The sequence below is a fragment of the Vulcanisaeta distributa DSM 14429 genome, assembly GCF_000148385.1.
GTDB lineage: Archaea > Thermoproteota > Thermoprotei > Thermoproteales > Thermocladiaceae > Vulcanisaeta > Vulcanisaeta distributa.
Window position 1 is genome coordinate 1529509 of the sequence record NC_014537.1, and the last position, 24533, is coordinate 1554041.

A 24533-nucleotide genomic window follows, 5' to 3' on the forward strand; every position below is an offset into this window, starting at 1 on the left:
ATTTAGCATAATAATAAGTCGGATTTTTCACCTAAAGGCGTTATTCCTAGGTTACTCATTACATTAGTAATTATTTTCAGAGTCAAATCATCATTAGGATTGCTCGCAATACCTCTTATATTACCGGCGTACTTACATGGATTATTTATGAAATCCTCATTACTATACTGTATGAACAATTCCCTCCTAACTCCCTCACATAATATCCGTATAAGGACCTCCTTATCGCCATGGTTACGAATAACGTCACCATATATCGATGAATACTTCGTATAGACCTCAAATCTAACTTGAACGTAATTACCCGGGCTACGAAAAATAGGTCCCTCGACTATTAATGAATCAAGAAATCCATAATCATTAATAATAAATTCAACTGTTAATTCAAGTTCATGAAACCAAAAATGAACAATCAAGCAATCAAAGGCCTTTAAATACCTCGAACACATAATCCCACTCTCAGTACAGCTCCTTATACTCACGATAAGGTAAGTAGCTTAATCAATATTTAACATTAATGATTCACACGATACTTTACAAATAGCAAATAAAATCACAAAACTAATGATAGGATCATTCTAAAGAAAACACTGGAGAAACCTTTAAATAAAAGCAAAAATAAATAAAAGTAGCAAAATATCAGGTAAGCCCACTATCGTGGGCTCAAATGAAATCACTATCTCTTTTTTCTTTTCCAGTAATTATTGTACATATCATTTCCTGTTATATCAAATATTATTTTATCTTCTACAAGGGAATAATTGCAATATAATATAGAGATCTATAAAATCTTTATCCAGAACATACTAAAAAGATTTAAATGCATCCCTGGCAATAACTCATCGTATGAGTTTTGTTGAGGTTGGTCTTGGAGACGTGGTCGGGATTATTAAGGAGCTGAGGTCGCTTAGGGACTCAATTAGGAATAGAATCACTATTAAGGTTCCCAGGGATTACGTTATCGGTAATGTTGATGTTCTGGCTAGGCCGATGTTTACTGACGGCTTTGTCGTGTCCTTTAGGGTTGGTCAGAGTGAGTATAGGGTTTGGTGGTCAAGTATTGAGGAGTCATTGGGTGGTAAGAGCGGTGACTGGGGTGATTATAGGATTGTAGGTGGTAAGGAGCCGTATATCGAATTCTTAAACCCTGATGGTGGTGTTGCGGCTAGGGTTAGGGTTAATGAGGAATTGATAAGTAGGTTAGACAGTATGTTGAATGCGGCATTCCTACTCAGTGTTGCGGATTGGTTTATTGAGGATGATGTCCGAAGCATAGCCAACATAGCCAATGTATTCATGCCAGAGGACTACTCAGAGCTTAGGTACATCAGCGACTTCGTGGAAACCGTACACTCAAAGTTAAGTGAGTTAAACATCATTAAGGAACTTGAGGATGGCGTTAGGAGAATTGAACTCGAGTGCCACATGAATAACCATGGGAATAGGGAGATCGTCGACGTAATACCAGTCGGCAAGTACTACCTATGCCCAGAGTGCCTAAGGAAGGCGGAGAAGTACGTTGATGATGTGCTCAACAGGTGGAGGAACGTGAAGATAAGGGTACCACTCGAGACATGGCAAGGAATCCAAAAAAGTATAGAACAGACAAAGGAAATAATAAAGTCAATAACGGAAACTATATAAAATACCTCCTTCCTCCCTACAATGACTCAAAATAAAACAAACCTATTACAACGTTATTATTAATACATAATAGGCATTAATACCAATAAATAATTAATAATGTTTTTACGAACAATAAACAATGAATAACCCACGGCACACGTTACAATTCCACAGGATCACCCACCACAAACAATCACACCTATTAAATAGCCATAACGATAAAACCCAAACACAACGACCATGGTGCGGGGGCCGGGATTTGAACCCGGGACCTCCCGGTTATGAGCCCTACGCGGGGCTGCTGCCCCAGGGCGCTCTAGCCGGGCTAAGCTACCCCCGCTCCATGACCTTCTCCTTCTCTGGTTTAAAAGTGTTTTTCTATGGCCGTCTTATTCATGGTTATAGCCTTGGCATTCTTCTTCGTCTTCTTGGTCTTAGCGTGTATCTTAGCATGTATATGATTATTATGATTAGTATTAGGAGGAGTAGGGTTTGTGTTGGTGTTGCGTAATTAACCTGTGGTGTTGTTTGTTGGTTTTGTGTGTTGTTTTCGTTGTACCATTGTTGTATTATTGTGGTTATTTCCTGGGCTATCTGTGGGTTCTCTATTATTATGCCGAGTTCCCTATTGTGATTTAGTGAGTTGTAATCGAGGTTTACGCTTCCTACGTAAACGTAATCGCCGATGACTATCGCCTTGGCCGTTAGGTCTTTGATCATTACTGCGTTCAATTCGCTGACCGCTTCTTCATTCTCGGTATGTTGTCCAACGAGTATTAGCCTATCACTATGTGTCAGGATTAGGCCGTACATACCAGAGGATGGGTAGAGCTCCTCCATGGCCATGTAAAGTGTTCCTGGCTGACTGAGTAAGTCCTCTAGGTACTCCGCTGAGTTTATTGGTGACACCACAATACCTGGGTAATTAATCTGCGTGATTGACTCATTGTGGTAATCGGTGAGTATTATTTCGGCGAAGACTTGGGCTATGCTTGAGTTCTCAATCACGAGGTCGATACCTAGGTCCCTCTCAAAGCCGTAGTAGGTTGGGTTTATTGAGCCTATTATTACGGTCTCATTATCAACAACGAAGACCTTACTATGCACATAGTCATAACCGTAATTAAACGAAACGTGAGCACCAGAACTTATTAACTCATTAACGGCTGAGTACTCCTCCTTAGGTATCCCACCATACACATTACCCGACAAGACCACGTAAACCTCAACACCCCTCTGTGCCAAGTTAGCCAGCTCATTAATGAGAGGCTGATAGGTTAATTCATAAACCTCGGCATACACACAACACCTCGCTTCACCAATAACATTGAGTATGTAGGTTGAGTTCGTAGGTGAGACTACGATTGAGACTTGATTCGAACTTATAGCGACATACCAATTCTGTGCATACGAGTTTATGGATAGGGCAACGATAATAGCCAATACGAGTATTAAGACAAGCCTCATCAAGTCCTAATTCCAGCTTAATTATTTAAGCAAAGCACTAAAAGTACACAATGCCATGAAGACCCTAGAAAAATGCTTTTAAATTAGTGAAAAATAGCCGAAGATGGGCCCGTAGCTCAGCCAGGTAGAGCGGCGGGCTCTTAACCCGTAGGTCGTGGGTTCAAATCCCACCGGGCCCGCTAACTTTTTACTGATTCATAATCATGTTATTGTGCTATCGTAGATGTATTAACGAAAGACAGATTGTGTGTTTTATTTTGTATTAGAATTGAGAATTTCTATTATGCTTTTATGTTATTGTCCAGCCACCATCAACGATTATTAGGGCTCCCGTGATATAACTTGCCTCGTCTGAGGCTAAAAATGCGACTACAGACGCTATGTCCTCAGGCTCCGCCAACCTCCCCACTGGTATTATTTGTTCCATCATCTTTATTTGTTCCTCACTACCTGGCTGCATTGCGCCTGGCGTCTTGACGGCGCCAGGGGCTATTGCATTTACGGTTATTCCATAACGGGCTAATTCCAGTGCCAGGGCCCTTGTGAAGCCGACAATGCCGGCCTTGGATGCGCTGTAGTGTGTTAATCCTGCGAAGCCCATGGCATTACCTGCTACGGACGCTATGTTTATTATCCTGCCATACTTCTGCTTAACCATGTAGGGGACTACGGCTTTCGTAACATTGAAGGTACCATTTAAATTCACATTGATCACCCTATACCAGTCATCAAACGTCATTTCAAGGAATGGCTTGAATGGGTATATCCCAGCGTTATTCACCAAGATGTCGATACGGCCATACGCGTCATAGACCCTCTTGGCCACGTCCTCAGCCATCCTCGGATCGGTCACATCTAATTTCAGCGCCATTCCCTGACCACCAAGGTTCTTTACTTCATTGAGGGTTTCATTTTCCTTGCCCGTTATGTCCGTGACTACGACAATGGCGCCATCCCTCGCCAGCCTTAGGGCGATGCTTCTTCCTATTCCTTGTCCAGCTCCTGTGACTATTGCGACCTTATTCTTTAATATGGGCATAATTTATGTTTTAATAATTCAAATATATAAGCTTTTTCACAGTAAGTTATAATGATTAAATATTATTTCATTATAGATTTTTATCTTTAATAACATGGTGTTATTGACCGCGCATTCAATGCCTTGTCTCATAAATATGCGAATATTGAGAGTAGGTAATTTAAATGGCACGTGTTCTTCTGCGTAATTGGTTTATATGCAGGCCATTAAGGTGCGTGATTTAGTTAAGATCTATAGTAATGGTGTAAGAGCCCTTGATGGTGTTTCATTAGGTGTGGATGAAGGTGAGGTCTTTGCTATGCTTGGTCCTAATGGCGCTGGTAAGACTACACTCATGAGGATATTGACGACGCAGATAAGGCCAACCTCTGGCTCGGCCTATGTGATGGGTTATGACGTGGTTAGGGAGGGTGATAAGGTTAGGAGGGTTATTGGTTATGTTCCTCAGGAGTTTAGTGTTTGGATGGATTTAACTGGCTATGAGAACTTACTCATTTATTCGAAGGTTTATGGGGTGACTGGTAGTGAGGCGCGTAGGAGGATTAGGGAGGTTTTAGAGCTCATGGATTTAATGGATGCTGCGAATAGATTGGTTGGTACGTACTCAGGTGGTATGATAAGGAGGTTAGAAATTGCCACCGCGTTAATAATCGAACCTGAGGTTTTATTCCTGGATGAGCCAACGGTTGGTCTGGATCCAGCAGCTAGGAGACTTGTGTGGGAGAAGTTAATTGCACTTAATAAGGAAAGAGACATTACCATTTTCTTTAATTCTCATTATATGGATGAGGTGGAGATATACGCCAGAAGGGCTGCGTTACTTAATAGGGGTAAGGTTATCGCGCTGGGTACTATTGATGAGTTGAAGAGTTCCATCAGCAATGATGTTATTGAACTCGTAGTTAATGATGCTAAATTAGCCGTGAAGATATTGAAGGGGGTCAGTAATGGCGTTATAGATGTTAATATCATTGATGAGGATATTGTTAGGGTTATGGTGAGGAATGCTGATGAGTCATTGCCTATATTAATAAGTACTATTTTTAATCATGGTATATCGATAAGGAGGGTATCAGTACATAAGCCATCACTTGATGACGTATTCCTGAAATATGTCGGTAAGAGGATTAGTGAGATTGAGGGTAGTATGAGTGAGTTGAGGACTGTTAGGAAAGCTGTTATGAGGGGTTAAGTATGAGCAATTTCATTAATGCTATCCTTGCCTTTGTGGAGCTTGAAACACGTAGGCTTAAGTATAATAGGACTGAGCTTTATACGAGGGCTGTTCAGCCAATACTTTGGCTTGTTGTCTTTGGCCCCGTGATGGCTAGGGTTAGGGCATTACCCACCGGTGGTATTCCCTACATCGCATTCATAACGCCTGGCGTGATTATGCAGTCTGTGACCTTCGTATCCATTTTCTACGGCTTAACAATTGTTTGGGAAAGGGAGTCTGGGATTTTGAAGAAGCTATTAACGATGCCCGTCTCCCGAATGTCCATTGTTCTTGGTAGGTCATCAGCATCAATAATCAGGGCATTGTTTCAGTTCATAATAATAACGCCAATAGCCATAGCATTAGGCGTTAGGATCGAACCAAACCCAATTTATTTATTGCTTTCATTATTCATAGTGATGATTACGGCCATTGGATTCTCAGCATTCTCGATATGGATTGCCTCCCACATGAAGACTAGGGAGAGGTTTATGGGAATTGGGCAGGCAATAACAATGCCCCTATTCTTCGCGAGTAATGCAATATACCCGATAAGTATCATGCCCGTACCAATTAAGATTTTCGTACTTGTAAATCCATTGACCTATGCTGTCGATGCCCTGAGAAAGACGATGATAATAGGTTCTCTCAATGGATTAGTAATAGATTTATTAGCTTTGACGATATTCACAGTGTTATTCATCATATTAGCATCCATCGAATTTAGAAGGATAATTGAGTAGGAAGGCAAAACACGTATGCATGATGTGGTTTGTTAAATAACATTATAATGAGACATCACGTTGGTCATTGCGTATCAGTCGGTCAAGTATTCTTCATAGTCCGTCGGGTTTATCCTCATCATCTCTTAACTTAGAATTCATGCGTAATTTTTAATTTTAGGCGTTAGGCGGTCTCCTCAATGTTTCAGCAGTTTTATGATTTTATGCTTGGGATGGTCTTTGGTTTCCTCCTTGCCGTTCCCCCTGGCCCTATGAATGCGTTGATAGCTGCTGAGGCTACTCGGTCGCCTATTCATGGGACCAGTGTTGGTCTTGGGGCGATGTCTGCCGATGGTATACTCATGGTTATTACCTACCTCTTCTCCAGGGTTTTGGGTCATTACGTGTATTACCTATACTTCATTGGTTTTGCGGTGATGATTTACCTAGCCGTGTCAATTTTAAGGTCCACCTTCTCTCCTAGGAGCTCCAGTGGTAATAGGTCTGTGCTCCTTAATTACTTTATGGGTGTTTCCATGGGTTTAACGAATCCGTATCAAGTCTTTTGGTGGCTCACGGCTGGTCTATCATTCATGAGCATATTCGGTATTTTCAGCATAGTGGGTTTGTTCACGGCAATACTCATTTGGGTCTTTACGTTTCCATACGCTGTCTATGTTGGTAAGGTTTATGGTGGTTCCAAGGTTGATTTTGCGGTTAAACTCGTCTCGGCGTTGGGCATAATGGCCTTCGCCATCTATATAATTATTCACGCGTTAACGCATTTCATGTAGAGGTAAGTTTATAAAGTTGAAATTATAGAATAGAATGTGGATCTAGACGAACTAGCACTATCTGTAATGGGACCACTAATCCTAAGGTTAAGGAATACGAGGATTTACGAAAGGCTTGAGAAAAGCCTTTCATCATCATTATCATTCACGAGCCCTGAACGTTATTTAGCGAGGGTCTTATTTATAACAACAATAATGCTCGTAATAACGGCTCCACTCGGTATCCTTCTCATAACGCTAAACCTAAACAATGCATTAATACTACTTAGAATGAAACTCCTCTTTTCAACCCAGTACGGTATTAGGGATCTGGTGCTAATAATCATTGGTGTTGTCCTCATATTCATGCCATTGATAGTGTATGAAATAATGATTGGAATGCCAAGAATAACCTCAAGTGACCTCGCCTTTAAGGTTGATACTGAATTACCGTTTTTCGTGGCCTACGTCTCTGCGATAACAAACTCAGGGCTTTCGGTGTTTAGGGCTGTGGAGAGAATTGCCGAGGCGAAGATACTGGAGGTCGTGGGTAAGGTGGCTAGGTGGGCATACATTAGGTTTAAGGTCTTTGGTGAGGATCCGTTGACGGCCTTATCAAACGTATCATCTGCAATAGAGAGTAGGATGCTTAGGGAGTTCATTAGTGGTTACATAACCACGGTTAGGACTGGCGGTGACGTTGTTCACTACATAAACACTAGGCTCCATGACATTGTTAGTAATGCCATTGAGCGCATGAATAGGGCCGCCGAGTTCCTTGGAATGCTCATGGAGAGTTACATAGGTTCAGCAGCAATACTCCTAATTGGCTTGGACGTGCTTTACCTGGCACAGGCCGTGACACCCTTCGGTAATAGGTATGCGGCCTTCATGCAGGCAATAAACTCGAATTACATGTTCGGTCTATTCGTTGTACCTGCAATATCAGTAGCGTTCATATACCTCGGTGAGGTATCGGCTTTCAGATCACCATACACCGACTATAGGCCCTATAAGTGGGCTGGCGCTTCGTTGACTGTGGCTGTGGTGCTCGGTGTTCTTGAGTATGTAATGTTATTTCACAGAGATTTGAGTAATAGGATTTATATTCGTGGATTGCCGATTCCATTGGATTTCACGATAGTCTTTGGCTTAACTCTGGCTTTATCCTTCGTGCCGACCGCGATCTACTCCATGAGGGTTGTTAGTGAGAGGTGGGAGATTGATAGGGAGTATGCGGAGTTTCTTAGGGATGTGACTGAGTTGAGGAAGAGTGGTTTTACACCTGAGAAGACCTTTGAGACCTTGAAGTACACCAGGAGGTATGGTGCCTTTGATAAGTACCTAGATACCATGGTTAGGCAGATTAGGTATGGTGTACCGATTAGGGAGGTCCTATCATCAATAATGCCCAAACTACACAGTTATTACTCAAAGGTCTTTACATTCCTACTTACCGAGACGATAGACCTTGGTGGTGCATCACCACAGGTCCTTGATATGCTCGCAAGCTTCGCATCGTCAATAGTGAGTGTCCAGGAGAACATGAGGGCTAGACTAAGGCCTCTGAGGTATGTCCCATACATTGGTGCCGTTATTTTGATAGTTACATTGGTGGTTTTGATATTCTCCGTGGTTGCAATAGTCACTAGGGTTGGTCCTGGTGGTGTTGCTGCTGGTGGGCCTACGTCTAGCCCATTAATCAATTTATTAGCCACATCATTCTCCTTCACAATAACGATTGACTCATTCATAATGGGATTAATAGCTGGAAAGCTTGGTGAGGGTGAGTTATCCCTTGGGTTTAGGCATGCGGTGGTATTGACGTTGATGGTGGTCCTTGTCTACGCAATGTCGCCGTTCCTAGCGAATGCGTTGTTTGGTGCCATGTCCACGCCATCAACGAGCGTACCGTATTAAGCCTAGCCTGGTGGTACGGTCTCCATTAAATAATCTATGTACTTAAAAATTGAGTCGAGGGCTGGCGACTCATAAAATGATAACTTAAGACTCTCTATTTCCAATGCCTGCCTAACTATTGGGAATAGGTCATCATATGGAATCACGTGGGGCTCAATGCCAACAATATCCCTAAGGAGTTTTGTCCATGGATGCCCACTCAATGCATCCACGGGATACTTAATATTTAACATATTTAATATTGGCTTCAGTAACTTATTACTTGCCTTTAGGTCACGTATTAAATTAACCACATTACCAACAGCCCTCAAGCTGCTATGGTCAGGTATGGCAATAAGAATCGCGTTAGTGCTAACCTCAAGTAGCGTTATTAATGTGTCATAGGATAAGCCGAGGGCTGGGGTATCAATTATTACGTACAGTGGTGAAATGGCTCCCACAGCATTTAATAAGCCCCTGAGTAGGTACCTATCAATCCTAACCTGACTTGGGTATTGACTAAGGGATGCCGTGAACACGAGCTTAAAGGTGTCATTATCAATTTGCCAGGTCTTCACGTAGAATGTGGAGAGTGGATCGGGTATCTTACCCATGAAGTAATCAGCCAGTGTGTATGGCATTTGTTCCTCAATATTGCCGAGCATTAGTAGGGTTGCCGTACCACTGTCTAAACCCAGGTCTATAAGCACGACTGGGTATTGAGCCTTACTCCTTAATTCATAGGCTAGTATGACGGCCATGTTCACGGCTATCGTAGTCTTACCCGTGCCGCCCTTCGTACCACTTGTTATTAGTATTGTCTTCACAGAATCACCAATTACATAATGCTTATTGAGTTAGTAAATAAAAATTACCAAAGTTGATGATCAAAAGACGTATGTAAAGCCTAGCATTAGTAAATTCATCTCTTTGGTTTCCTGAGCGGTCTTCTCTTAATATCGTCAGGGCTTGGTTTATTGCTTTCCATCTCAAGTTTAACGAGCAGGTTCTCGATGTCCCTATTTATCATTAGTATACCCAGGATGTTAAGTAGGAACCCTATTATGAATAGTGATGATGAGAGTAATATATTACTGAGGATTGCGGATAAGGCGAACCCAATGATCATGAATACCAACCCAATTATTGCAACCATAAGGCTTGTCCTCATCGGTAATAGTAATAACTCCTTAGGTATTTATACTTAATGAGTTACGGTCATGATAAGTACCTATCCAGACTGTTACTGAGTAACTTCCTCACCGTGGACCAACTCCTCCTAACAATAGGCGGTAAATCACCATGTCTCTTTACCCAATCCCTAAGAAATGCCATGGTCCTTGGATCACTTGGATAGCCACTACCGAAATCTCCATACTCTCTATGTAATTCCTCAATTATCGAATCCCTAATCACCTTAGCTACTATGCTTGCGGCAGACACCACAGGTATTAATTTATCAGCGTTGTTCATAGCCACAACCTCGACATTACCCACAACACCCCTCTTAACCATGTCCCTATATCTCTCGGGTCTTGGATCTGGCGAATCAATATACACTACCTGGGGTGATACACTATTCAATGCCCTGTTAATTAACTTAATGGCTATCTCAACCTCAAGTATGTTCAGGGCATTCATATATACGTAATTATCAATGACCCTGGGTTCTACGATCTCATAGTCAATGTAGTTTAGTGTTGATTTAAGAATTGAAAATAGACGAGCCCTACCGGCCGGACTTAACTCCTTAGAATCCCTAATACCCATTGCCTTTAACCTATTCATATCGTTTGTAACGGCTATTGCCATGACCATGGGCCCGATGACAGGTCCTCTACCAGCCTCATCAATTCCTCCCACGAGCACTTGCATTAAGAGCCTCTCTAATCACCTTCTTAAATTCCTCACATTTAATGGGCTTATTTCCATAGATTGCCGCCTCGTAATAATCAATTAACTTATCAATAATGTCATTATTGACCCTGGGATCTCCCGCTAAGTAATTACGAATGTCCCTATGGGTTAATGATGGGTCCCTAATACCAAGCCTTCTTATGAGCCCTGCAAATAATTCATTAATGCATTCCTTATCGTTATATACCTGATACTTAAGTACTGATGGTGATATCATTAATAATGTAATTAGGGCTATGGTCGTGATCAATGAGGAATCAATTATTGCATAAACAATTGAACGATTTCCGCGCATCTTCATACTCATAATACCAGTCTTATTGGATGGTGAATTACCTAATTGCGTACCATGAATTACCAACGCGCTATTATTTATTGCGGCGTTAATTGAGAATTCTCTCTCCAGTTGGCCTATGTGGTATGTTCGTTGTCCAATCATCTCATAATCCGAGGGATAGGTGGTAATGTTAATGCCTAATTGGGCAATGGCCTTATTATTGGTAACGCCTAGGCTCACTGATGCGTTTATTGGTATTGTCTCGGCAATGTCTATCGTGCCATTGGCATATATAATGCCGTTAATTAGGAGGTAATTACCACCTATTAATCCAATACCTGTGAAGGTTGCGTATTCCTGGTTCAGTGGTTCCTCTGGTGATATTAATATGACTATGCCGTTGCTTGTGTATGTACCGTTAATTACCGACACACTTATTACCGGCCAATTAATTACATTGTAAAAACCCACATATGTATTCCCAAGTACATTAATTGATGAAAATAGAGCAGGTAATAAGATGAGCATAAGAAATACTGCCTTAAGTACCAATGATTTATTAATTGGCATTATTAACAATTAATGATATGAATTTATTAATAATGCTTTTGCTACTTGAGGCGCTGCAGGGAAATTCATCGATGCCCATCAATGCATCAATGATTTATATCGGCAGTGCATTCTCAATCACGGTATACCAATTATCATTTAAAAACGTCACAGGCTACCTAATGACTCCTCAGGGTATTTACGAGGGCACCTTCGTGGGACTACTTAAGGTGGGTAATCTAACGTACATAGGTACATACCACGGCTTAATAAGTCACTCATTATTCATAGGGTATTTCACGCCCATAATTGCCTATGAGTCCGTGTCAATACCCACGGTATTAATGCCGGGTAATTACACGGGTTTTGAGGCCATTGCGCAGTCTAAGGTGCCTGTCTACTTAAGGTACCTGGTCTTTAATGAGTATAGCAATGGGACCTTGGTGAATACGCTATCTTTAATCAGCGTCAATACTACGAAACCACCATTAACCATATGGTTCAATAATGGCTATGATTGTGTTGAGTATTCCATAAACATAACATTCAATGAGCCCATGAAGATAATACCAATACCAGTCATTGTTAATACGCAGCCGCCAATATCGTACTTCGTGAGTAACGTATCAATAATAGGCGTATACCCACAAACGGAATTAACGTTACTTGAGCCAGGTGACGTCGTTGTTGCTGAATCACCAATTAGTGAGGCGAATTATACCATGTATGTTTGCAGGAAGATTATGAGCACTAGTAATTCCAACTTCCTGTATGTAATTGAGTATCTAGGTCCTACCGGTATTTCATTATCGAATTCCATCATCACGAGAATATTCGGCATTGAAAGACCGAACAATTTAATCTCAGTGGTCAATAGGGTATTCTATGTGCTAACTAGTGGTAGGTACGTGGTCATTACGTATTCCGTGGGTCCAAATAATCTACTTAATACCGGTAAAGGCTCAATAATTGACTTTACCGCACTTGCGATGGCAGTATTAAGAAGTTACGGCATACCAACTCGAGTGGTTCTTGGTTTTTACGGCGTCAGTATTGGTAATAATACCTACGTCTTTAGCCCAGAAACAAATATTCTATGGGATGAGTCATTCGTTAACGGCTGGGTTATGTTTACCCCATACCCAATCCCCAGTAAGTCAACACTGGGTGTAAATCTGGCGGATATAGCATCATCAGTAATAGTCGGTCTAGCACTTGTTTTACCCTGGATAATTGGCTACCTAATATACGTGTTAATAAGCCATGTTAGGGCGCGCTGAGTTTAAAATATATGCGTGTTTTCATTGATTTTAGGTAAATAATAATGGACACGGTAAATGCCAAGCAGATTGTGGATAAACTATTGAGGGAGGTCTCTAAGTCCGTGATCGGCTATGAACATGAGGTTAAACTACTCTTCGCATGCCTAATAGCGGGTGGCCATGCATTGATTGAGGGTTACCCAGGTTTGGCTAAAACCACGTTGGTTAAGGCATTCGCGAAGGCCCTCGGTCTCTCCTTTAGCCGTATACAATTCACACCTGACCTATTGCCTAGTGACATAACGGGCTCCCTCATCTTCAACCCAAAGATTGGGGACTTTGAGGTTAGGTTTGGCCCAATCTTTGCTAATATAGTCCTTGCTGATGAGGTTAATAGGGCTCCTCCTAAGGTTCAGTCTGCTTTGCTTGAGGCTATGCAGGAGGGTCAAGTGACAATTGGTGGTAAGTCCTATGAGTTGCCGAAGCCCTTTATGATAATAGCCACGCAGAATCCCATAGAGCTCGAGGGAACATACCCACTACCAGAGGCACAACTAGACAGATTCATGATAAGAATAAGACTAGGATACCCAAGTGAGGATATTGAGATGAAGATTGCTGAGAATATAGATCTCGGTAATGTGGGTTCAATTAATACTGTGGTAAATAAGGAGGAGGTTGAGGCGCTTCAGTCTCTTATGCGGTCGGTATATATTGACCAATCAATAATTAGGTATATCGTGAATCTGATAAGGGCTACGAGAAACGCCCGCGATGTTAAGTTAGGCGCAAGCCCAAGGGCTGCGCAGGTACTTAGTAAGTTGGTTAGGGCCTGGGCTTTGTTGGATGGTAGGGACTACGTAATACCCGATGACGTGAAGGTTCTGGCGCCTTACGTCTTAAACCATAGGGTTATAACACTTGGCGCTGATAGTACTGTACTAATTAGGCAGTTACTTCAGCAGGTACCGACGCCACTCATGGAGAGGGTGCTTCGTAGGCCATGATACGCGTAATACCGAGTAATAAGTTATTGATTATATACCTCGTTCTCTCCGGCATTATCTACATTGGATTGCTGGCTAATAACCTGTTCGGTACGTACTTCGGGTTAATACTCTTCATAGTGTTTACGTCATACGTATTGTCGTGGTACCTATTAGCGATGCTTGCGGCATTGTATTCGCGGCTAATCTTCGAACAAAATAGTATAGAACTTACGGTAGGCTCTTCGACTATCATCAATGCAAAGGTTTTATCGAGAATACCAATACGATGGGGAGCAAGGCTTAACTTAATTCATTCGCCCCACGTTCAATCTAACGTATTAAATGTTAAGATTAATGGTGAATTCACGGTTAAATTAATGGGTAGGTGGATTGGAAGCGCCAGGGTTATTGGTGGGGTGATGGAATTAGAAGATTCACTGGGGCTTTTATCAATTCAGAGATTACTTCTTTGCGATTGTGCTGAAATTATTGTAAGGCCAAGGCAGTTAATTAGTGCTACTGATAGGATGGGTGTTGGTGGTTATACAGGGCATGGCTTGTCAATGGAGGGTAGACTGGGTGATTTTAGGTCGTTATTGATTTACGACTACGAAAGGCCTGCCTCATCAATACACTGGTTAACGAGCGCTAGGGTTAGTGAGTTAATGATGGTTAATAGGAGTGAGTATGGTTCATGCCCCATATTCATAATTAATGTCTCATCAAGGGTATTAATACCGCAGGATGGTGATAGACCCATTGATGAGGCCCTACAGATTATAAGTGATTCATCTAATTACTGCGGTGAGGTTAAGGTAGTACTTATACGTAGGGGTTATGTTGAGGAGAGAGTTGTAAGTAGGGGCGTTATTCCTTACCTGGAGCGTGAAATAAGAATTAGGGTAATTAAGAGTTTTAGTGAGAGTGATATGTTTGTTGATTTGCCAGATTATTTTCGTAAGTATTTAGATAAGGACGAATTACTTAACATAGCCTATATCAGGACTTCCATAGATGATGAGCCATTAATTGACGAATTAAGTAAAGTAGTTAATGCCATAGGTAGTAGGAGTAGAATTGTTTTGCTAAATTTTAAGACAGTCGATGGTTGATAAGTATGGCGAGATTAAGTGACTATGTTTCATACATGCTGATTAGTGTCATATGGCTAATACTGGAATTAGTACTAACGCGTTATCCTCAATGCTCTAATACGGCGCTTCTAGGAATAATAATTAATGTCATCTCCATGATAGTGGTATCATATAAGTACATATACAGTAGGTACCTGTTCATACTTAACATGGCATTATTAACGATCATGGGCTTTCTAGTACCACCAGGCATAATAATGCCGTATATAATCACACTAATAATAAGTATTGTGTTATACCTATTACTAATTGGTATGCTTGAGCCTTACTCCCTAATTCTATCCCTACTTATAATATATCTATCGTATATAATAGAGAAAATGCTCATGAAAGTATCGGCATTTTATGCGCTTGAAACATTAGTTAAGGAGGTTGGTGTTAATGTGAGTTTGTTCATGACCTTATTTACTTGGTACCTTTCATTATTTATAATCTCAATAATCATAGCATTATTAATAATACTTTTGAGCAAGAAAGTACTAACTCCTAGTTCCTAGTAATACTTATTAACATAATAATTTTATGAATTTATATGCCTGATCCCTTCCTAACGGATGAGCATCAGCTCATTAGGAACAGTGTTAAGGAGTTTGCGGAGAGGTACATAGTGCCTATAGCTAGGAAGATGGATCTTGAGGATTACTACCCTAGGGATTTGATAAGGGAGCTTGGTAAGCAGGGCTTCCTAACTCCATCAGCACCGCCCGAGTATGGCGGACCTGGCATTGATCTTAGGGGTAGTGTTGTGGTTGTTGAGGAGTTAAGCCGGTACAGCCCAACCCTGGGCTTCATTACGGAAATAGTGAATGATAATATAGTGTATGCCCTGCTTAAGTACGGTAGTAATAAACAAAAGGAGGAAATATTACCAAAAATCGCCAGTGGTGAGTGGGTTGCATCGTATGCCCTAACAGAGCCATGTTGTGGCACCGACGCTGCCGCCATAGAAACAAGGGCTGAGCGGAGGGGTGGTGAGTGGGTCATAAACGGTAGGAAGATTTGGATTACGCAGGGGGCCTACGCAGACATCTACCTGCTCTTCGCGAGGACAGGACCTAAGGAGGCTAGGCATAGGGCAATAACCGCATTCCTAGTAAGGAGGGGCGATTGTGTTGAGGTTAGTAAGTTGGAGATGATGGGTATGAGGGGTGCCGGCGAGGCCGAGGTTAAATTTAATGATTGTGTTGTTGGTGATGACGATGTATTAGGGAAGATTAACGAGGGATTTAAAATAGCCATGGTCACACTTGACCTAGCCAGGATCGGCATATCGGGTGTAGCCGTCGGGCTTTCTCAGGGAGTTCTCGATGAAGCTCTTGAATGGGCTAAGACGAGAACCGCCTTTGGTAAGCCACTAATTGATTGGGAGTGGATTCAGTTCCAGTTAGCAGATATGAAGGCGAAGCTTGAGATTGGCAGGACAGTGACCTACAAGGCTGCTTGGCTTTATGATAATAAGGATCCATCATTCATACTCTACGCCTCAATAGCCAAGCTATACACGGCTCAAATGGCCGTTGAGATAGCGAGGGATGGCGTTCAAATACTCGGTGGTTTTGGCTACTCTAAGGAGAGTTTCTCTGAGAGGGCCTACAGGGATGCCAAGGTGCTTGAGATCGCCGAGGGTACCAACGAGGCGCAGAGAATAGTAATTCATAGAATATTGGCAAGGGGATTACCGGAGGTAGAACTATGATACCGATAAGACACCCATCATTAACAAAGGACCATGAGAAGTTCATTGAGTTAGTTGATGAGTTGAGTAGAAGGTTTATAGAACCTGTGGCCGATAAAATCGATAGGGAGAATTACTACCCGCGTGAGGTAATTAGGGAGTTGGGCAAGAATGGCGTATTAGCTCCAATATTACCGAGGGAATATGGTGGTTATGGGATGGACGTTTTAGGTACGGCGCTGTCCATTGAGATTATATCGAGGTATAGTGGGTCTATGGGAATACTAACTGAGGTACAGGGATTCCTGGTAACCGACGCATTCTATACGTATGGCAATAAACAAATGAAGGAGGAGTTAGTTCCTAAGCTGGCTAGGGGTGAGTTAATAGGTTCGTTTGCATTAAGTGAGCCTTGCTGCGGCAGTGATGCCGCTGCCATTGAGACTAGAGCCGAGAGGAGGGGTGGTGAGTGGGTAATCAATGGGAAGAAGATGTGGATTACCCAGGGGCTCTATGCTGACGTGTACTTAGTGTTCACGAGAACGGGACCCAAGGAGGCTAGGCATAGGGCAATAACCGCATTCCTCGTGAGGAGGAATAAGTGCATTGAGGCTAACCCAATACACGTCATGGGTATAAGAGGGACGGGCACCTCCGAATTGACATTTAATGATTGTGTTGTTGGTGACGATGATGTTGTTGGCAAGATTAATGAGGGGTTCAAAATAGCCATGGAAGCGTTGAATCAGGGTAGGATTGCCGTGGCCTCCGTGACTTTAGGCCTCGCGGAAGCTGCCCTCATGGAAGCACTTGAATGGGTTAGGAATAGGAGGGCCTTTGATCAGCCAATGACTAATTTGGAATGGATTCAATTCCAGTTGGCAGACATGATGGCATACATAGAGACAATGAGATCCATAGTATACGATGCAGCATTACACTTTGATCGTAAGTATGAGGACTATTACGCATTTGCATCAATAGCTAAATTAACGTCAGTGCTCCTAGGCATGGATGTGATCAGGAGGGCTGTTCAATTAACGGGGGCTTATGGCGTGTGGAGCAATAGTAAGTTGAATAGAATTTACAGGGATGCCAAGCTTATGGAGATTGGTGAGGGGACCAACGAGGTTCAGAGAATGGTTATTTATAAGTGGTTAAGTAAATACCTAGGCTAATCAACAACCTGCGTATTCCATGGCCATCCTCAAAATCATCACCAAGTCCTCAATCCTCAACCTACCGGTATTAGTATTTCTTGGGCTTGGGTGGTAACTCATGAATATCCTAACGCCATTAAAATCAATATAACCACCATGCTTAAACTCAGCCTTAATACCCAGGGCTAGTTTAATGCCAAGAAACGCTATGTGGCCCAGGGCCACGATTGCCCTTGGCCTGACATGCTCAAGCTCATACCTAAACCAATTGCTTACGCAGGTATGGATCTCCTCATTATTGGGCCTATTATTTGGCGGTGCGCACTTAACGACCGACGTTATGTACACGCACTTAATCGTAACACCATCATTCCTAGAAATACTATAGGGCTTACTAGACAGGCCTGCCTCGTACAAAGCCCTAAACAGGAATTGGGCGCTACTATCGCCAGTGAACATACGCCCAGTCCTATTACCACCATGAGCGGCTGGTGCTAACCCCACAATCATTATCCTGGCATTACCTAGGTCACCCCATGGTGGCACTGGCCTCCTCCAGTAATCATCATTCATAAACCTTGGCAACGGCTTAACGCTCTCCCTATAACTCACTAGTCTTGGGCATGCCCTGCACTGTACTAATCTACCTATGAAGTCGTTATACCAACTCACAGCGTTAATGCGCATTAAGCCTTAAAATTAAGCCATTACCTTAAGTGTAGAGGAATGGATCAATTAACTAGGGACATAGTCAGGGGAGTATTGTCGTACATTTATGGACCTGACATACTAAAGAAGTTGAGTGGTGAATTTAGAATTGAGGTCAGCAGGACGGGTGGTTTAAGGAGAATTTACCTGGGCGATAAGCTCGTCTTCACGATTAGGGCTAGTGATGGTCGTCCATTACCGACATTAGAGGGTGCGCGGTTGATTGATAAGGTGGTTATCGTGAGTAGGGAGGCAGCGCCATTCGTGAGGCAGGGCAGGAGTGTCATGGCTAAATTCGTCGTCGACATTAGGAATGCCGTTCCTGGCGATGAGGTGGCTGTATACTCGGAGGATGGTGAGTTCCTCGGTGTTGGTAGGCTAATGCTTTCTAAGGATGAGGTGTTAAGTGTTGGCAGGGGTGTGGTGGTTAAGTTGCGTCATCATGTAGGGACTTCTGAGGATTAAACAACCAATAATGCTTATATTTTGCCAAATTCTTTAGGGGTACGGTGGTTATTATCTGGCGAATGAGTTCACAGTAACGCCCTGGGAGGTTAAGGGTAAGGTAGACTACATGAGGCTTGCCCGTGAGTTCGGTGTTCAATTAATAACGGAAAACGAAATCAACACGCTGCGTGAATTAACGGGTGAGGTTCATTACCTAATAAGGAGGGGATTCTTCTATGCACATAGGGATTTACAATCAATACTGAATCGACAGAGGAGCGGCCTAAGGTGGGCACTGTATAACGGCAGGGGACCCAGCGCTGATTTGCACATTGGTCACCTAGTTCCCTGGATGCTCAGTAAGTGGTTTGTGGATAAGTTCAATGTTGATTACTTCTTTGAGTTGACGGATGATGAGAAGTTCCTGGTCAAGGAGGGGTATACCCTTGAGCAGACGAATAAGTATGCCTACGAAAATGCCCTGGACCTAATAGCCCTTGGCTTCACACCAGATAAGCTACACATAATTATTGATAGTGAGGACATCAAGTACCTATACAAGATAGCCGTTAGGGTGGGCAAGAAGTTGACCTTATCGACAGTAAAGCACACCTTTGGGTTCACGGACTCGACAAACGTTGGCGCCGCCTTCTTCCCAACACTGGAGATATCCGTGGCATTCCTACCCACCGAACTTTATGGTGAGCAGGTACCCGTGCTAATACCAACGGCCATCGACCAGGATCCGTACTTCAGACTTGCTAGGGACATAGCCGATGAGTTGGGGTATCCCAAGCCATCCACGATATATAGCAAGTTCATACCTGGACTAACGGGTGAGGATAAGATGAGCGCCTCAAACCCAGACTCAGCAATATACGTGACGGACAGCGAGAAGGACGTTAGGAGGAAGATAATGAATGCCCTAACCGGTGGTCAACCAACGGCGGAGCTCCAGCGTAAGTATGGCGGTGACCCGGACAATTGCGTTGTCTATAAGTACCACCTATTGTTCCAGGACAGTGATGAGAAGGTTAAGAAGATCTATGAGGACTGCAGGGCAGGGAAGCTACTATGTGGTGAGTGCAAGGCAATGCTTTTCGAGAGGATTAGGGAGTTCATGAAGGAGCATAATGAGAGGAGGGAGAGGGCTAAGGATGTGATTGAGCAGTACAGGATCTCCGTGAAGTTCAGATAATACTTAATTAGTGCCATCGTGTTAATACAAAATCATGGTTAACTACCCAGTTATTGACCTACATGAGGACATAGCATACTACCTAATGAACTCCGGGAGACTTGAGGAGGAATTTCAGGACTTCGACATTGACATGCCTGGCAGGCAATCGGATATACCCAAGCTCATTAGAGGGAATGTTAAGGTGGTTTTTGGTGCCGTATTCCCAATACACGATACGTATAACCCAATGATCGGTGAGAGGATATCCTCGGGCTATGGAACACGCTCAATAAAGTCCTACACACCAGCAGCATCTAAGTTAATAGGCCTGGAAATGATCAAGATCTACCTAATACTGACAAAAAGATTCAGCAATAGGCTTAGGATAGTTGAGAATTACACCGACATTGAGCAGGTTATGAATAGCGACTTAATAGGGCTATTGATGTCCGTTGAGGGCGCCGACATGCTTGATGACGTTTACGACCTATTACTGCTCCATAGACTTGGCATTAGGGCCTTGGGCATTACCTGGAACTTTGATAATAGGTACGGTGCATCATGCTTCACAAAGAAGGACTACGGACTGACAGCAGATGGCGAGGAACTAGTCAGACTAGCCAACGAACTCGGCATCATAATCGATCTAGCCCATGCGAGTAGGAGCACCATGATCGATGTATTAAATACTTCCAAGAAGCCCGTCATAATCAGCCACGCAAATATCCAGGGCGTTCATAAGCACTTGAGGAATGTTAGTGATGACGTGTTGGAACTACTCGTCAGAAATCATGGAGTGATTGGCATAACCATGATACCATCGACGATAGGTCCAAGGCCGAATATCGACTCGCTAGTTAGGCATGTACTTTATATACATGAGCGGTTTGGGCCTGACATAATAGCCATTGGAACAGACTTTCTAGGGATCGAGAAAACTCCTGAGGACTTAACAAACATAGGCGAGATCACGAGATTCCTAAATAAATTGGCTGAGTACGGGATGAGTGATGGTGACATTAGGAAGATAGCCTTTGAGAATGCCCTTAGGGTTATTAGGAATAATCTTTCGTAAAAAATTTTAAGGAATTAACAATCCCTTTAAATCCTAATCATGGCTCGGTCCTGTGGTTGCCTGACCACTTGCCTGTGATGTCACGAATTGTATGTATTGAAGTCTATTCTTCTCATACTCATCGACAGGTATTGGCTTTAATTTCGAGAGTATCTGCGGTAATGTTGTGTACTCCATCTCCTCAGGTGGCAATCTATGCGGCATTACTGGGCCCATCCTCCTTATGTAATCCGTTATTTGGGCAGCCAACTGCCTACTATAGTCAAAGGCTGGATCATCAAATAAGTCCACTGGACCCTCCAGGTAACCATCATGCAACTGGAAACCAAGGGATATGACCTTCGGTGGCCCATCGAACCTGGTCATCTTTGGACCAAGGGCTATCTTCTTCTCCTGATCAATACTTATCATCTTTGTCGGCATTAATGGACCAACGTGACTACCCCTCATCCAGCCCTCAACCAGGTGAGGATAGGCGAAGGCCTCGAGTATCTCACCAACCGCTGGTAAGCCATGCTGAGCCCTAACCATGGCCACTGGGTCGTCCTTACCAACATAGCGGCCGGCAATTAGGTTCAACCTCTCAACACTTGTTACGGAAGCCTGAATTAGGTCTGCCTTCCTATAAATCCTCCTTATTATGTACCTGCCCGGCGTACCTATTAGACCTAATATGTCGTAACTATTCTCAGGCGCATCAAGTAGGTAGACCTTACCTTCGTAGACATCCAGGATCTCAAACCTAAATCCCTGGTGCATTGCAGGGTCGATGACTAGGCCAGCCGTGTTAAATGGGTCGGCGAATATTCTATAAAACGGTAAATTGAAGGCTCCAGGCTCAGTCTTATCCGCAGCAAATACCACAAGTGGCTCACTAGGTCTCTCCTCAAGCTCCATCTCGGCAACTTGAGGACCTAAGCCCCTAATATTCCCACTAAAGGTATCCTTGAGTAGGTCCTGACCAGCTCCATAGAGTTTAACCTTCTTGGCTATATTCTCCGTGGCTTCCTTGAATATCGACCAGGCAAGGCCATGAATATCAGGGTTGTTCTCACCCTTCGTGTGGGTCATAAGTAATGACATATCGTCACCAACGTTATAAACAAAGTAATCAATTATCAACCCCCTCTTCTGCTCCTCCCTAAGCCTATCGGCTGCAAACTCAAGTATCTTAGGATGTACCCACGCATGTCCAGGCAAACCACCTATGTCCGCCTTTATTATCGAGACCGTGACCTTCATTAGTGAATATTAATAAACCGATGTATTAATACTTTATCCTTATAACACTTAAAATTTTAATAATCATATAACAAGGTAAAACCGAGTATAAGCATAATTTATTTATTGACAAAAATCAACCATTATAAAAACGCACCACTCTCTAAGTACTTAAGTACAACCCCAGCGATTGCACGTGCGAGTGGCGGTGGTACAGCCTCACCTATTTGATTAAATTGAGAGTCCTTTGGACCAAAGAATACGTGATCATCAGGAAAACCCATGAGCCTCGCCTGCTCCCTAACAGTTAATACTCTATCCTCAAATGGATGCACAAAACGCACACTACCCATGACGGTTGGTGCAGGTTTCCATGGATTAAGCCTCACGAAGTTCCTAAACGAGCCTGTGGCACCCCTAAACCTGTAAAGGGCATCATCCCAACCAAGCCTTGCTATACCCCTAACCTTCCTATCACTAATGGTCACATACTCATGATTGGGTATCCTAGGGTCCCCAGGTTCGGGCAAATCACCGATGGCATCCCACACAGTCAACACCCTACCCAGCTTCTCAGGCCTTATCGGTATATTACTAACGAAGACCCTACGCCTAATACTAGGCGTTCCGTAATCCTCAGCATGAAGCACATTGAAGTATATCCTCTCATAACCAGCCCGGGTAAACTCACTAATCAAGGCATCCCTCAACGGACCATCCATTATGTGAACCACATTCTCAAGAACAAAGACCCTAGGTCTCAACTCACCAACTAGTCGAATGAACTCAAGGGTCAGCCTACCCAACTCATCAACATAAAGTCTATCAAGTGGGTCCCTAGCTCTCCTTGGATTGGTCTCAGTAAATGCCTCACAGGGACTACCACCAATTATCACGTCGGGCCTACCGCCAATGTACTTAATAATGTCCTTACCACTAACATTCCTAATATCATCGGTGATCATCACAGCCTCTGGGAAGTTATAACTAAATGTTCGTGCTGCGTTAATATCGACTTCCACGCCAAGGGCCACATCAAAACCCACATCCTTAAATCCTCTACTAAATCCTCCTGCCCCTGCGAATAGATCAACTACGGTATACCCCATTACTGCATTATGCGTATTATCTCATTATTTTAACCCTAATCCTCCTCCTGCTCACTCTCAGTTTCGTAAAGATTATCAAGAAGCTGCTTAACATAGTCCTCCTTAAGCTCCTTCTCCTCCTCACTAGGTTCCTTCTCCTCATAACTCTCTACAATCACTGCACCCTTCTTCTCAATATTCTTCTTATCAACATAGGACTTGGCGTCACTACTCTTTAGTTCCTCCTCATAACCACACCTCTGGCACCTAAGGTAAACCTTTCCCTCCCTCTTCACTGGAACCATCAAACCTCCACATCTAGGACAAAATTTCATTGCGAATTAACGCAAGCAAAGAACTTACTTAAAAACCTTATGACCACCTTAACCAGGAATTACACAGTCATGAGGGTTACCGCCACACAGCCTCGGCTTGCCGAGTTTGCGTGTGTTGTGTGGTTTATGGCTGTTACGTTCGTGGGTTGTGAATAATACGTTATGACTAATCGCCGCCATGCGATGCGTTTCTCCGTGAAAGGCTCAACACCGATTTCGGGAAGGCTATATAAACTACTTAGTTATTTTAGGGGTTGACTGATTTAGGCGATGAGCCCCCGAGGTATAGCGCCCGGGATTTGCCTGGGCGAATTCCTCGGCTTTGGGTGATCCACCGCGACCGCTCCCGTGGGTAGTGTAGGGACTCGAGTGATGAAAAGCTCATTGAATGCATATGCAGTAAGTACAATGGCTATGATAACGATGCCGATGATAATAACAACTCAACTGCTTAATTACTTAGCTGTTAAGACTCCTAATCACTTAGCCGTTAAGATGCTTATTCCCCAAGCCCTTCCCTCGGTCCCACTCCCTCCCTCTCTTCCCGAAGCCGAGGCCTCCCTGGTCAGGGGGGCTCTCGGCACGTGAGGCCGGGCCGTGAGGAAGACGAGCCCCGAAACGGCAACCAGTAACGGCGGGAAGTTAGGTTTGAGGGAAGGGCTTGGGAATTGAGTGCCTAAATGCAATTATGTACAGCAGTCCCTAGGCTGAAGAGGATAAAGTGTGATTAATTCATGTGGAGATTAAGAATTTG

Annotated in this window: 26 protein-coding genes and 2 tRNA genes; 16 read left to right on the forward strand and 12 right to left on the reverse strand. The window is 43.2% G+C overall.

Features of this window, described 5'->3' with window-relative positions:
* Positions 1-2 precede the first annotated feature (2 nt).
* Positions 3-482, reverse strand: coding sequence for a hypothetical protein (locus VDIS_RS07945; protein WP_013336720.1), 480 nt, complete (start codon positions 480-482; stop codon positions 3-5).
* Positions 483-846: 364 nt separating this feature from the next.
* Between VDIS_RS07945 and VDIS_RS07950 the strand changes: the two genes are divergently transcribed.
* The gene (locus tag VDIS_RS07950; RefSeq protein ID WP_013336721.1) at positions 847-1644 is read left to right on the forward strand and encodes a hypothetical protein; all 798 of its coding nucleotides are present in this window, start codon (positions 847-849) and stop codon (positions 1642-1644) included.
* Between the two features lie 223 nt (positions 1645-1867).
* Here the strand turns inward: VDIS_RS07950 and VDIS_RS07955 are convergent.
* Positions 1868-1966 (reverse strand) — tRNA-Met (locus tag VDIS_RS07955).
* Positions 1967-2025: 59 nt separating this feature from the next.
* Positions 2026-3093, reverse strand: coding sequence for a phospholipase D-like domain-containing protein (locus VDIS_RS07960; RefSeq protein WP_013336722.1), 1068 nt, complete (start codon positions 3091-3093; stop codon positions 2026-2028).
* Between the two features lie 105 nt (positions 3094-3198).
* Here VDIS_RS07960 and VDIS_RS07965 point away from each other — a divergent pair.
* Positions 3199-3272 (forward strand) — tRNA-Lys (locus tag VDIS_RS07965).
* 110 nt (positions 3273-3382) lie between these two features.
* Here the strand turns inward: VDIS_RS07965 and VDIS_RS07970 are convergent.
* Complete coding sequence (locus tag VDIS_RS07970; protein ID WP_013336723.1) at positions 3383-4132, reverse strand: SDR family NAD(P)-dependent oxidoreductase; 750 nt, start codon at positions 4130-4132, stop codon at positions 3383-3385.
* A 196-nt stretch (positions 4133-4328) separates the two neighbouring features.
* On the opposite strand from VDIS_RS07970, the gene VDIS_RS07975 reads away from it, so the two are divergent.
* The 4 genes from VDIS_RS07975 (at position 4329) to VDIS_RS07990 (ending at position 8763) form a co-directional block, all read left to right on the forward strand.
* Positions 4329-5324, forward strand: a complete 996-nt coding sequence (locus VDIS_RS07975; RefSeq protein ID WP_013336724.1) for a daunorubicin resistance protein DrrA family ABC transporter ATP-binding protein — start codon at positions 4329-4331, stop codon at positions 5322-5324.
* Between the two features lie 2 nt (positions 5325-5326).
* Complete coding sequence (locus VDIS_RS07980) at positions 5327-6091, forward strand: ABC transporter permease (protein WP_013336725.1); 765 nt, start codon at positions 5327-5329, stop codon at positions 6089-6091.
* Between the two features lie 179 nt (positions 6092-6270).
* Positions 6271-6864, forward strand: coding sequence for a lysine transporter LysE (locus VDIS_RS07985; protein ID WP_013336726.1), 594 nt, complete (start codon positions 6271-6273; stop codon positions 6862-6864).
* Between the two features lie 36 nt (positions 6865-6900).
* A complete protein-coding gene (locus VDIS_RS07990) occupies positions 6901-8763 on the forward strand; it encodes a type II secretion system F family protein (RefSeq protein ID WP_013336727.1) in 1863 nt (620 codons plus the stop codon).
* A gap of 2 nt (positions 8764-8765) precedes the next feature.
* Here the strand turns inward: VDIS_RS07990 and VDIS_RS07995 are convergent, their stop codons facing one another.
* The 4 genes from VDIS_RS07995 to VDIS_RS08010 form a co-directional block, all read right to left on the reverse strand.
* A complete protein-coding gene (locus tag VDIS_RS07995; RefSeq protein ID WP_013336728.1) occupies positions 8766-9569 on the reverse strand; it encodes a nucleotide-binding protein in 804 nt (267 codons plus the stop codon).
* A 95-nt stretch (positions 9570-9664) separates the two neighbouring features.
* Positions 9665-9913 carry a hypothetical protein gene (locus VDIS_RS08000; protein ID WP_013336729.1) on the reverse strand — a complete coding sequence of 83 codons (249 nt, stop codon included), beginning with the start codon at positions 9911-9913 and terminating at the stop codon, positions 9665-9667.
* A 47-nt stretch (positions 9914-9960) separates the two neighbouring features.
* Positions 9961-10617: a ribonuclease HII gene (rnhB, locus tag VDIS_RS08005; RefSeq protein WP_013336730.1), complete on the reverse strand. Its 657-nt coding sequence runs from the start codon at positions 10615-10617 to the stop codon at positions 9961-9963.
* On the reverse strand, positions 10592-11368 hold the full coding sequence (locus tag VDIS_RS08010) for a hypothetical protein (RefSeq protein WP_148678289.1): 777 nt from the start codon (positions 11366-11368) through the stop codon (positions 10592-10594). The genes rnhB and VDIS_RS08010 overlap by 26 nt, the downstream gene beginning before the upstream one ends.
* Before the next feature lie 155 nt (positions 11369-11523).
* On the opposite strand from VDIS_RS08010, the gene VDIS_RS08015 reads away from it, so the two are divergent.
* Genes VDIS_RS08015 through VDIS_RS08040 form a run of 6 tightly spaced genes read left to right on the forward strand, consistent with a single transcriptional unit; the run spans position 11524 to position 17743 of the window.
* Positions 11524-12765, forward strand: coding sequence for a transglutaminase-like domain-containing protein (locus VDIS_RS08015; RefSeq protein ID WP_013336732.1), 1242 nt, complete (start codon positions 11524-11526; stop codon positions 12763-12765).
* A 44-nt stretch (positions 12766-12809) separates the two neighbouring features.
* Positions 12810-13754: an AAA family ATPase gene (locus tag VDIS_RS08020; RefSeq protein WP_013336733.1), complete on the forward strand. Its 945-nt coding sequence runs from the start codon at positions 12810-12812 to the stop codon at positions 13752-13754.
* On the forward strand, positions 13751-14848 hold the full coding sequence (locus VDIS_RS08025) for a DUF58 domain-containing protein (protein ID WP_013336734.1): 1098 nt from the start codon (positions 13751-13753) through the stop codon (positions 14846-14848). The genes VDIS_RS08020 and VDIS_RS08025 overlap by 4 nt, the downstream gene beginning before the upstream one ends.
* 5 nt (positions 14849-14853) lie before the next feature.
* The gene (locus tag VDIS_RS08030) at positions 14854-15387 is read left to right on the forward strand and encodes a hypothetical protein (RefSeq protein WP_013336735.1); all 534 of its coding nucleotides are present in this window, start codon (positions 14854-14856) and stop codon (positions 15385-15387) included.
* Positions 15388-15422: 35 nt separating this feature from the next.
* Positions 15423-16586 carry an acyl-CoA dehydrogenase family protein gene (locus VDIS_RS08035; protein WP_013336736.1) on the forward strand — a complete coding sequence of 388 codons (1164 nt, stop codon included), beginning with the start codon at positions 15423-15425 and terminating at the stop codon, positions 16584-16586.
* Positions 16583-17743, forward strand: coding sequence for an acyl-CoA dehydrogenase family protein (locus tag VDIS_RS08040; RefSeq protein WP_013336737.1), 1161 nt, complete (start codon positions 16583-16585; stop codon positions 17741-17743). The genes VDIS_RS08035 and VDIS_RS08040 overlap by 4 nt, the downstream gene beginning before the upstream one ends.
* Here the strand turns inward: VDIS_RS08040 and VDIS_RS08045 are convergent, their stop codons facing one another.
* Positions 17744-18412, reverse strand: a complete 669-nt coding sequence (locus VDIS_RS08045; RefSeq protein ID WP_013336738.1) for a uracil-DNA glycosylase — start codon at positions 18410-18412, stop codon at positions 17744-17746.
* Positions 18413-18451: 39 nt separating this feature from the next.
* Here VDIS_RS08045 and VDIS_RS08050 point away from each other — a divergent pair, with 39 nt between their 5' ends.
* The 3 genes from VDIS_RS08050 to VDIS_RS08060 are packed head-to-tail and all read left to right on the forward strand — an operon-like array spanning position 18452 to position 21135.
* A complete protein-coding gene (locus VDIS_RS08050) occupies positions 18452-18898 on the forward strand; it encodes a tRNA pseudouridine(55) synthase TruB (RefSeq protein ID WP_013336739.1) in 447 nt (148 codons plus the stop codon).
* Between the two features lie 55 nt (positions 18899-18953).
* On the forward strand, positions 18954-20078 hold the full coding sequence (locus VDIS_RS08055) for a tryptophan--tRNA ligase (protein WP_013336740.1): 1125 nt from the start codon (positions 18954-18956) through the stop codon (positions 20076-20078).
* A 34-nt stretch (positions 20079-20112) separates the two neighbouring features.
* The gene (locus tag VDIS_RS08060) at positions 20113-21135 is read left to right on the forward strand and encodes a dipeptidase (RefSeq protein WP_013336741.1); all 1023 of its coding nucleotides are present in this window, start codon (positions 20113-20115) and stop codon (positions 21133-21135) included.
* Between the two features lie 33 nt (positions 21136-21168).
* On the opposite strand, the gene fbp is transcribed toward VDIS_RS08060, so the two are convergent.
* The 3 genes from fbp to VDIS_RS08075 all read right to left on the reverse strand — a co-directional run bounded on the left by fbp (position 21169) and on the right by VDIS_RS08075 (position 23779).
* Positions 21169-22377 carry a fructose-1,6-bisphosphate aldolase/phosphatase gene (gene fbp / locus VDIS_RS08065; RefSeq protein WP_013336742.1) on the reverse strand — a complete coding sequence of 403 codons (1209 nt, stop codon included), beginning with the start codon at positions 22375-22377 and terminating at the stop codon, positions 21169-21171.
* A 122-nt stretch (positions 22378-22499) separates the two neighbouring features.
* Positions 22500-23465, reverse strand: a complete 966-nt coding sequence (locus VDIS_RS08070) for a DNA cytosine methyltransferase (protein WP_013336743.1) — start codon at positions 23463-23465, stop codon at positions 22500-22502.
* A 35-nt stretch (positions 23466-23500) separates the two neighbouring features.
* Positions 23501-23779: a DNA-directed RNA polymerase subunit M gene (locus VDIS_RS08075; protein ID WP_148678290.1), complete on the reverse strand. Its 279-nt coding sequence runs from the start codon at positions 23777-23779 to the stop codon at positions 23501-23503.
* 408 nt (positions 23780-24187) lie between these two features.
* Between VDIS_RS08075 and VDIS_RS12670 the strand changes: the two genes are divergently transcribed.
* Positions 24188-24367 (forward strand): hypothetical protein, encoded by a 180-nt coding sequence (locus tag VDIS_RS12670; RefSeq protein ID WP_148678291.1) that lies wholly within the window; start codon positions 24188-24190, stop codon positions 24365-24367.
* Positions 24368-24533: the final 166 nt, after the last annotated feature.